The sequence below is a fragment of the Streptomyces sp. NPDC127197 genome (genome assembly GCF_042672405.1).
GTDB classification, from domain to species: Bacteria; Actinomycetota; Actinomycetes; order Streptomycetales; family Streptomycetaceae; genus Streptomyces; species Streptomyces flavusporus.
In genome coordinates this window covers 1-8,967 of sequence record NZ_JBHXVG010000090.1, presented here as the reverse complement: position 1 = coordinate 8,967, position 8,967 = coordinate 1, and the positions used below count along the sequence as shown (strand labels likewise).

At 69.8% G+C, this 8,967-nt stretch carries 8 protein-coding genes and 2 pseudogenes; 6 read left to right on the top strand and 4 right to left on the bottom strand.

Features of this window, described 5'->3' with window-relative positions; all coding sequences use genetic code 11:
• Positions 1-511: 511 nt before the first annotated feature.
• Both ACFVJQ_RS44975 and ACFVJQ_RS44970 read left to right on the top strand, forming a co-directional pair.
• A complete protein-coding gene (locus ACFVJQ_RS44975; RefSeq protein WP_385791712.1) occupies positions 512-685 on the top strand; it encodes a hypothetical protein in 174 nt (57 codons plus the stop codon).
• Positions 686-875: 190 nt separating this feature from the next.
• Positions 876-1,204 (top strand): annotated as a pseudogene (locus tag ACFVJQ_RS44970) (antibiotic biosynthesis monooxygenase family protein).
• Between the two features lie 60 nt (positions 1,205-1,264).
• Here the strand turns inward: ACFVJQ_RS44970 and ACFVJQ_RS44965 are convergent.
• Positions 1,265-1,528: a hypothetical protein gene (locus ACFVJQ_RS44965; protein ID WP_385791710.1), complete on the bottom strand. Its 264-nt coding sequence runs from the start codon at positions 1,526-1,528 to the stop codon at positions 1,265-1,267.
• Positions 1,529-1,964: 436 nt separating this feature from the next.
• Here ACFVJQ_RS44965 and ACFVJQ_RS44960 point away from each other — a divergent pair, with 436 nt between their 5' ends.
• On the top strand, positions 1,965-2,879 hold the full coding sequence (locus ACFVJQ_RS44960; RefSeq protein ID WP_385791708.1) for a S1 family peptidase: 915 nt from the start codon (positions 1,965-1,967) through the stop codon (positions 2,877-2,879).
• Between the two features lie 25 nt (positions 2,880-2,904).
• Here the strand turns inward: ACFVJQ_RS44960 and ACFVJQ_RS44955 are convergent, their stop codons facing one another.
• The 3 genes from ACFVJQ_RS44955 to ACFVJQ_RS44945 form a co-directional block, all read right to left on the bottom strand.
• The gene (locus tag ACFVJQ_RS44955; protein ID WP_385791706.1) at positions 2,905-3,723 is read right to left on the bottom strand and encodes a phosphotransferase family protein; all 819 of its coding nucleotides are present in this window, start codon (positions 3,721-3,723) and stop codon (positions 2,905-2,907) included.
• Positions 3,724-3,810: 87 nt separating this feature from the next.
• Positions 3,811-4,272 carry a glycine-rich domain-containing protein gene (locus tag ACFVJQ_RS44950; protein ID WP_385515012.1) on the bottom strand — a complete coding sequence of 154 codons (462 nt, stop codon included), beginning with the start codon at positions 4,270-4,272 and terminating at the stop codon, positions 3,811-3,813.
• Between the two features lie 157 nt (positions 4,273-4,429).
• Positions 4,430-4,921, bottom strand: coding sequence for a DUF6415 family natural product biosynthesis protein (locus ACFVJQ_RS44945; protein ID WP_385791704.1), 492 nt, complete (start codon positions 4,919-4,921; stop codon positions 4,430-4,432).
• Positions 4,922-5,327: 406 nt separating this feature from the next.
• Here ACFVJQ_RS44945 and ACFVJQ_RS44940 point away from each other — a divergent pair, with 406 nt between their 5' ends.
• From ACFVJQ_RS44940 to ACFVJQ_RS44930, 3 genes and pseudogenes are all read left to right on the top strand, one after another.
• Entirely contained in the window at positions 5,328-6,773 is a 1,446-nt protein-coding gene (locus tag ACFVJQ_RS44940) for a helix-turn-helix domain-containing protein (protein ID WP_385791702.1), read from the top strand.
• A gap of 9 nt (positions 6,774-6,782) precedes the next feature.
• The gene (locus ACFVJQ_RS44935) at positions 6,783-7,268 is read left to right on the top strand and encodes a hypothetical protein (protein ID WP_385515009.1); all 486 of its coding nucleotides are present in this window, start codon (positions 6,783-6,785) and stop codon (positions 7,266-7,268) included.
• A gap of 1,245 nt (positions 7,269-8,513) precedes the next feature.
• Positions 8,514-8,876, top strand: a pseudogene (locus ACFVJQ_RS44930) (transposase); the annotation flags it as partial.
• Positions 8,877-8,967: the final 91 nt, after the last annotated feature.

The window sequence follows — 8,967 nt, the reverse complement described above, 5'->3', positions numbered from 1 at the left end:
CGCGGGCAACCAGAACGCCCAACACCGTTCGGGGCGTTCGGCTGAGCATGAATCCTGGCAACAGGACTCACTCCCGCTCAGTCCATAGGAACGGTTGGGGGCTGACACTGTGGCGCGCCTATCGTGGACGTCCGGCCCTTTCCAGTCACGTCGCGCCAAGCGGCGGCAAGCCGTGCGCCTGCTGCGAGCCCGTGGGCTCTACGGACCCAGATTCCGTGATGTGCTGCCGGCGCTCGCACTGACGGTGGCGGCGGGGTGCTGCATGGTCGCGCTGCTCGCCTGGGGATACCGTGCCGCGGGGATCGCGGTGCCGCTCACCGGTGTCCTGGTCGTCGCCTGCGCCGTCACGCTCTGGGCGCGCCGTCGGCGCCGGGGGCTCGTCGGCGCATCGGGTACTGCACGCCCAACGACCTCCTCGAACTCGACACCCAGGGCCTCGCGCTGGCCGTCGCGCGGATGCTGCGCCGGGACGGGTGGCGGGTGCGGCTGATACCCGCGCCCGACCGACCGCGTGTGTGCGCGAAACACCGACGGCCGGCACCTGGACGTGGCCTTCCGGCCGGTGGCGGAGCCCCTGCCCGCCGAGGACCCGCCGCATCCCCACCCGCGCCGCGGGAAGCCGGACGAGGAAGTCCTCCGCCTGGTCGTGCACCGGGGCACCTTCGCAGCCCGCGACGTCCAGTGAGCACGACGGGAGGGCACGACCCGTCTGCTCGACGGCTCCGCCGTCCGGCGCTGGGGAGCGGGCGAGGAGCTGGGCGAGCTGCTCGCCGAAGAGGCTTGAGCGCGAGTAACCCCGTCGCCGTGCGCGCCGGCCGGCGATGCCGTGCGGGGCGGCGCCCGGGTGCCGACTGCCATGCGGCAGGATGAGCACCATGAGCGTGGTCAAGGTCAACGTACTGACCGTCCCCGCCGAGCAGCGCGAGACGCTGGAGAAGCGCTTCGCCTCCCGTGCGCACGCCGTGGAGAGCTCTGACGGGTTCGAGCGGTTCGAACTCCTCCGGCCCGTCGAGAGCACCGACAACTACCTCGTCTACACGGCTGGCGCGACGAGGAGTCCTTCCATACGTGGATGGAGGGTCCGATGAAGGCAGCCCGTCAGGGCGGTGGCGGGGAGGGCGGCGAGCGCCCGCGGCCGGCGGCCAGCGGGTCCACCCTGTGGTCCTTCGACGTGGTGCAGCAGGCGGCGCCCAAGGGCGCCTAGCGTCCACGCATCCGGCAGCACCCCACGAGGCCGGCGCCGCGCTGCTCGCTCGCGCGGGCGTCAGGCGTCGGCCCCGTCGGCAGCGGGGGTGCGCTGTGCCTCGTAGCGGAGAGCCGCGCCGGTGAGCAGCGCGCCGAGCCCCTCCCACAGGCCGACGCCAAGGAAGCCGGAAGGGGCGCGTCCGCCGATCACCGCGAGCGTGAAGACCGTGCACGTCAGCAGCCGGAAGGGGACGGTCCAGCGGAAGAACGCCTTCCAGTCCGAGAGAGCGACCAGCACGTAGTACACGCCCATGTTGACCGCCGCCATGGAGGAGGCGGTCACGAAGACCAGGGTGTGGTCTCCCTCCGTGCGCTGGGACCCCTCGGGCCGTAAAGCCCATGGCGGTGAGGAGGACGTCCGGCGCAATCAGCCCCACGACGCCCAGGGCTGCGGCGAGGGCGCCGAACACGGCCATGGTCCAGCCGGACGGGGAGCGGGGCGGAAACCGCACGAAGTCCTCCGCTTCTGAAGGGTGTTGGGCTTGCTGTAGTCCTCTGCTTATCGCGTTGGCACGGGCCGCCGTGCACCGGGGTCCAGCGTGTGATCCCGCGCGGGCTCACGGCCTGAAGTCGACCTACCGCCGCCTGCGGCGACCCGGCACAATGGGCGCCGCCGTTTCCAACGGTCGGCGCAGACACGCCGCATCACACCGGCATCACCGCACCGAAACCCAGCACATCTGGCCAACCCTTCGACGGTCTTCGGGGAGTTGTGGGCGATGAGAGCACGCCGTACCACCATGGGACGTTTCCGGCCGACCGCCCGCGTACTGAGCCTGCTCGTCGTGACCGTCCTCGCCGTGTCCGCAACGGGCGCGGCTGCCGCGCCTGAGGCCGACACAGTGACGGCACCCGCGACGCAGGCCTCACCCTATGCACCGGCACGCGCCGCCTCGGCCGTCGAGGCCCTGGGGATCGCCGGGACGGCCTGGGCCGTGGACCAGCGCAACGGGACACTGCGGGTCCATGCCGACTCCACGGTGACGGACACCGATCTCGCCCGGCTCCGACGGGTCGCCGCGCGTTTCGCCGGTGGTATGACCCTCGAACGGCAGGACGGCAGGCTCCGCACCCTCGTGTCGGGCGGCGACGGCGTCTACGCCTCCGGCCTGCGCTGCTCGGCGGGGGTCAACGTGCGCAGCGGAACCACGTACTACTTCGTCACCGCCGGGCACTGCACGGACACCACGTCCACCTGGTACACCAGTTCCGCCCAGACCACCGCGATCGGCCCCACCACCAGCAGCAGCTTCCCGGGCGACGACTTCGGCGTCGTACGCTACGCCAACGCGGCCGTGCCGCACCCCGGCACGATCGGAACCATCGACGTCACCGGCACCGCGACCGCCTACGTCGGCCAGAGCGTCTGCCGCCGCGGCGCGACCACCGGTGTCCACTGCGGCAGGGTCACCGCGCTGAACTCAACCGTCAACTACGGCGGCGGCACCACCGTCTACGGACTCATCCAGACCAACATCTGCGCCGAGCCCGGCGACAGCGGCGGCCCGCTCTACGCCGGCGACAAGGTCATCGGCATCCTCTCCGGCGGTTCCGGCAACTGCGCCACCGGCGGGACCACCTACTACCAGCCCATCCAGGAAGTCCTCGCCATCCACGGCCTGTCCGTCTACTGACGCACAGGGCGCCCGAAGCCCCGGTTCAGGGCGTGCGGATTGTGGACCCAGCCTCACGGCACGCTGCCCAGTCTCGGGCCGCAGCAGTGAGCGCAGCACGGTGAGGCAGCGGGCACGTACGCTCCCATTCCTCCCACGCGGCGTAGACGGTGCGCGCAAAGACGGTCACGGTCGCCGGGTCAGCCGCGTGGTAGGCGGGAACCTGCCGGGCGACCGCCTCGGCCTGCTCGGGGGTGTGGCCGGCCGAGATGAGCCGGGGAATGGTCAGCGCGGCGTCCGCCCACGCAGGGGCGGGGCAGGCAAGTGCCCAGTCCAGCAGCAGCAGCTCGCCGGCGCCGGTCACCAGCATGTTGTGGGGGGACATGTCCGTGTGGGCGAGTGCCCGGCCGTGCAGTCCGGTCGGCACCTCCTCGGGCAGGAAGTCAGCCCACCGTGTGTGAAGCGGCTTTTTCCGCAGGGCCTCGGGCCAGGGCGTCTCGGATACTGCGGTGAGCGTGCGTACAAGACAGGAAAGATCGTCGGACCCCGGAGTCAGGTCCGGGTACCGGCCCTCGAGGTACTCGTACCCGTACAGCAGCCACCCGCCGGCGTCGACCTCCCACAGCACGCGGGGCGCGCGGGGCGCGTTCCGCGTCACCTGGGCCTCGTGGCGGTACACCCACGCCTGGGGGTCGTCCGCGCGGGTGCCCTTGACGAACGTTCTGCCTGCCCGTGTGGTGACGGTGCAGGCAAGCCGGGATATGACGCCGTGCGGCGCGCTCTCGGCCTCGTCGACCGGGCCCGTGTGGCGCTCGACGGCGGCCCGGCTGGCTGCTGGTAGGTCATGCCATTCGATGCGGTCCACCCGCGGTCTCCTGGGTTTCGAGCAAAAGGGGGGGCCGATCCCCGGCCTTGGCCACAGCGTGGCACAGACCGAGGGCCGGCAGACCCGTCAGGGATGGTTCGGGCTGTCCGAGCAGTTCGCATGGCACTGCGAGCAGTCCGCGAGGTCCAGCTCGGGCCAGAACTCCATGTCGATCTCGTACCCGGCGAGGGTGATCGAGTCGACGGTCCGGGCACGGAGTGCCTTGCCGCCCCCGTGTTCCTGCGGGTCGAGGTAGCCGGGCTGGTGGTCCAAGAACCGGCCGAAGGCCTCCTCACAGAACTCCCGGTACGCCTTGGTGTGGAGCAGGAAGGCGTGCCAGAAGTCGTCCACGAGCGGCGAGGGGCTGAGCGGCCGGTCGGCGTAGTCGCACGCCGCGAGGAAGGCGAGCATCTGGCCGACGCCGCGGTCTGCCTTCTCCTTCGTCAGCTGGGGGAACTTGTCGCACATGTTGGCGGCGAGGGTTGCCCGCATCTCGGCGCTGATCAGGCTTCGCGCGTCGATCAGCGGGCGCTTCTGCGCAGTGGTCACGTTCCGTGCCTCCTTGAGTGGGTAGCGCTTCAGACGTGCGTCGTGCGCCCGCTCCAGGCTCGACCTGTCCAGGGTGGGGACCTGGGACGGGCGTCTTGACCCCGACCCTGACCCTGCGGTCGCCGTGGGCCCCCTTTACTCCGGGCGGGCCGGCCGCTCAGCGGCGGCGTGGCGCGTTCGCGCAGCGGCAGTGGATCCGGCCGTCCCGTGCCGCACCGCCGGAGGGGCTGACGTGGTCGTACGGCACCCATGCATCACCCGCCTCAATCGGTTTGTCGCAGGCCAGGCACATCGCCAGGCCAGTCAGCGCGTCGTAGTGGTCGCACAGGGCAACGACGGACCGGGCGAGCCGCTTGACCCGTTCGACCTCGCCGTACAGGCCCGCGGCCCCCTCCTCCCCCAAACGGCGGCGGGTCACGCCGACACCGACCAGCGCCACCCTCGCGGGAACATCATCCGGGGGCAGAACGTCGGCGAGCTGCCCGATCCGCGGGATCAGCTGCCCCAGGTAGCCGCGGAAGTCCTGACCGAAGCCCTTCACCGTCTGATGGCGCAGCAGCGTGCGCTGATCGAGGAACCAGGTCGCCTGGGCGCGCATCAGCCCGGTGGACGGCGCGGGAGCTTCGATCGCGTCGCGGGTGGCGTTCACCGGGCAGCACCCCCCTCGCGGTGAACCGGGCAAGCGCAGGGACCGACTTGGGTGTTCATCGGTTCGGCGGCGGGCTCGTACCCGTACGGCACGCTCATCGCGGCACGCGGCGGGCTCACCACCACCCCGTCCCGGCTGACCGTGTACACCTCGATCGTCATCTTCGCCCCCCGTGTTCGGTCCGGGGTTGACGCTGTAGCTTTCATGGTGTTGGCGCTCCCTCGAAGCGTTGGCCACGCCCCGGGACCGTCGCGAGCGGTCGCCGGGGTCTGTTCTGTTCATGCATCGAGGGTTGCCTCTCCCGTGCAACTGCGGGATGACCAGCGGGGGTTACCGAGGCGGTAATACACTCGTTCCTGGTTCGGAACGGCGCGACGAAGCGCACGATCACCCGGAAGTTGGCCCCATGGACGCCGCCACCCCCGGCCCGCTCGCTCCCGAAGTCCTCGAACGAGACGATCTGAAGCGAGCCCTGGCAGAGCACGACTTCGCCGCGGCCTTCTCGCTCATCAAGAAGTGGGGCGGCCTGTCGCAGAACCGCATCGCAGCGGCCTGCCAGCTCACACCCGGCAAGGTCTCGACGATCATCAGCGGCCAGCAGCAGGTCACCAGCTTCGAGGTGATCTGCCGCATTGCCGACGGGCTGCGCATCCCCGGGCGCATGGTCGGGCTCGCCGACCGCTCCTGGGAGAGACAGCCCGACACCCCTGACCCGCCCACCACACCGCTGGACACACGGTCATCCGATGACGCGCACTGGCGCCCCACCGCGACCGTTCAGCTGGCGACCGACATGACCAGGAGCGATTTCGTGATGGATCGCCGCGCCGCGACCCGCGCCATGGTCGGCGCTGCCATGTCCGGCGCTGCGCTGCTCGACTCACTGGAGGGCTGGCTTCAGCCTGCGCCACCCGCGGAGGCCACCCATCGGCGTGGCCGCGTCGGCCAGCGAGAGGTCAAGGAACTGGAAGCGACAGCACGAGCCTTCCGTGCCTGGGACCACCGTTTCGGCGGAGGCCTGCGCCGCAAGGCCGTCGTTGGGCAGCTCAACGAGGTTGCTGGTCACCTCGAAGAGCACCAGGAACCGGCCGTCGAGCAAGGGCTGTTCAGGGTGATGGCGTTCCTCGGGGGCACGGCCGCAACGATGGCCTGGGGCTCGGGCCTTCAGAAGCAGGCCCAGGATTACTACATGCTGGCGCTGCGCGCGGCTCACGCCGGCGGCGATGCCACATTCGGCGCCAACGTACTGGCGGGCATGGCCCGGCAGATGCTCTACCGCGACCGGCCGCAGGACGCGCTGGAACTCGTACACCTGGCTCAAAAGGGCGCCCGCAAGGCCGCGGGGCCGCGCGTGCTCGCCATGCTCCATACCCGGGAGGCTTGGGCATACGCTGCCATGGGCCGGGCCGCGGCATTCCGGCGGGCCACCAGCGAGGCTGCCGAGGCCCTCGCTGAGGCAGGGGCAGGCGAAGAACCATACTGGATCACATACTTCGACGAGGCAGAGCTGGCAGGCGTTACCGGCGGTCGTCTGCTGGACATGGCACGCAGCGAACCGCAGCACGCGGAGGCCGCCGCAGCGAACATCCGCAGCGCGCTCACGACCCGTGGCGCCGAAGCCGGACGCAGCCACGCCCTCGACCTGATCGGGCTGGCGGAGTGCCACTTCCTGATGGGTGACATGACGGGTGCGGTCGAGCAGACCCACCACGCCGTCGACGCCGCCGCCCGCACCCGGTCCACCCGCGTCCGCGCCCAGCTGGGACAATTGTATCCGTACACGGTGGGCCGGCCGACATCGCGTACGGTCGGCGAAGCGCGGGCACGGATCCGCGAACTGCTGTCGAGCTGAAGGAGCGACGTGACCACGATCGCCGTGACCGGCCACATGGACCTGACGGACGCCAGTGTCCCGTTGGTGCGCGAAGCCCTGCGGGAGGCACTCAGGCCGTACGCCGACGACCTGACCGGTGTCTCATGCATCGCCAAGGGATCGGACTCCCTCTTCGCCGAAGCCGTACTTGAGCTGGGCGGGCGCCTGGTCGTGGTGATCCCCTCGAAGGACTACCGGCAGAACAAGGTCAAGCCAGACCACGCCGAGACGTTCGACCGGCTCACGCAGGCAGCCGACGAGGTGGTTGTACTCGACCACGAGACCGCGAACCGGTCGGCGTACGAAGACGCCAACAGCCACCTCCTCAAGCGTGCCGACCGCCTCGTCGCCGTCTGGAACGGCCAGCCCCCGTCGGGCAAGGGCGGCGGCACCGCGGACACGGCGCTCGAAGCACGCGAAGCCGGCCTTCCCGTCGACGTCGTTTGGCCGGACGGAGCCGCCCGGCGCGGCTGAGTCACCGGACGAGCCCGATACCGCGGGCCCGGCCCGCTCGCGGATGATCGCGTCCCTCTCGTCGCACAGCACCAGCTGGTAGTGCATGGACACGAGGCTGCGCATGCCCACCCGCAAGCCGACGTAGGCTCGGTAAAGCCATGAGACGGTCACGGCACACAATCTTGAATCAACGCCCAGCTTCTCCAGAGCAATGGCGATCTCGGATAGCCAAGCGCATGAGGCATGATTCACGGACACTTCGGGCTGGCGACGTCGGCGGCCCAGTCCCCCGCTGACGCTTGCTGCCACTGAGACGGCGACTTTGATGTGGACCCCGAGCATCCGGGCGAGGATCGCGGCGGAGACTTCGGTCGCGAGCGTGAACAGCGCAATGGAACGGTCCTGTTTGGGCCGGACCCTGATTTGATGAAGGCGCTTGCCGATCTGAGGGGGCGCCCCGGCTGTCCTCCTGGGAACAGCCAGGGAACGTCGTCCGGGTGCCGATCTTGGCCTTGCCGCGGCGGGTGCCTACGAGCTCGCGGACCAGGCTTGCCAGCGGTGCAGGGAGAACGATGCCGGACGCCCAGGCGAACCAGATCCCGAACTTCTCAACCCTCACGGCCGTCTGCACTTTCGCTGTAGCTGGGCACTGCTTCGCCCTGCGCTGATGTCGGGCTCGCATTCTGGCGCGCGATGCGTCCGCTATGGAGGGGGTGTGGTGTGGTTGTGACGTTTGCAAGTGGCGCTCTGCACAAGGATGTTGATCCAGAAAACGTCAGCCGTCACCCGTGACACCCGAGCCTCATGGCGCGCTGATCAAAGTGACCCCGGTTGGGGTCGAGGCGTCTGCACTCCGGGGGGAGGCTCGCGGGCGCCATCGTGCAGGGGCAGGCTCGTTTCCCCCCGTGACGGGTCTGCCCCTGCTCGCGTCGCCACGATCCAGTTTGAGCGACCCGCAGCATGCTACGTGCCGAGGGGTCGGCCGTCTCTGCGAGTGGTGCTTCAACGCCCGAGGCGAATGGCGCGGCCGGAAGATATGCGGGCGCGTGCCGTCCAGCACGTAACGCACTGAAGCGCCCCGGTTCGAATGGAGACTCGATTCCATGTAAGGATCAGAGTCATGGCACGACCTTTCCTTCGAGCAATGCTCAATACCTGTGGATCGGTTCGGGAGGGCACACGCGAAGGGCGTACCTTCCCGAGTAATCGATTGACTGGTATCGAGTAGGCCAGCGTTGCCGCGCAGGTCGGGAAGGCACGCCCGTGCTCAGCGTAGTGAACGCCGACGGCACCACCGCCAACGGATCCTCTCTGATCGACGAGATCGTCCGCGAGGGCGCACAGCGGATGCTGGCCGCCGCCCAGGAGGCCGAAGTCAACGCCTACATAGCCGAGTTGGCCGACCAGCGCGACGCGAAGGGCCACCACCTGGTCGTGCGCAATGGCTACCACCAGCCGCGCAAGGTGACCACGGCGGCCGGGGCGGTGGAGGTGAAGGCGCCGCGGGTGAACGACAAGCGCGTCGACGCCGAGACGGGCGAGCGCAAGCGGTTCTCCTCCGCGATCCTGCCGCCCTGGTGCCGCAAGTCCCCGAAGATCAGCGAGGTGCTGCCACTGCTCTACCTAATTCCTTGTTAACAGCTCCAGCAGCGGGGACCACCCGCGCCGGACTGTTCGAGCGCGGGGCTACGACGCCTTTCTGGACCCTGGCCGATGA

What these genes read in the sequence shown, in the direction of transcription:
- ACFVJQ_RS44960 (WP_385791708.1), top strand. Translation starts at nt 1,965, where the DNA reads ATGAGAGCACGCCGTACCACCATGGGACGTTTCCGGCCGACCGCCCGC.
- ACFVJQ_RS44940 (WP_385791702.1), top strand. Translation starts at nt 5,328, where the DNA reads ATGGACGCCGCCACCCCCGGCCCGCTCGCTCCCGAAGTCCTCGAACGA.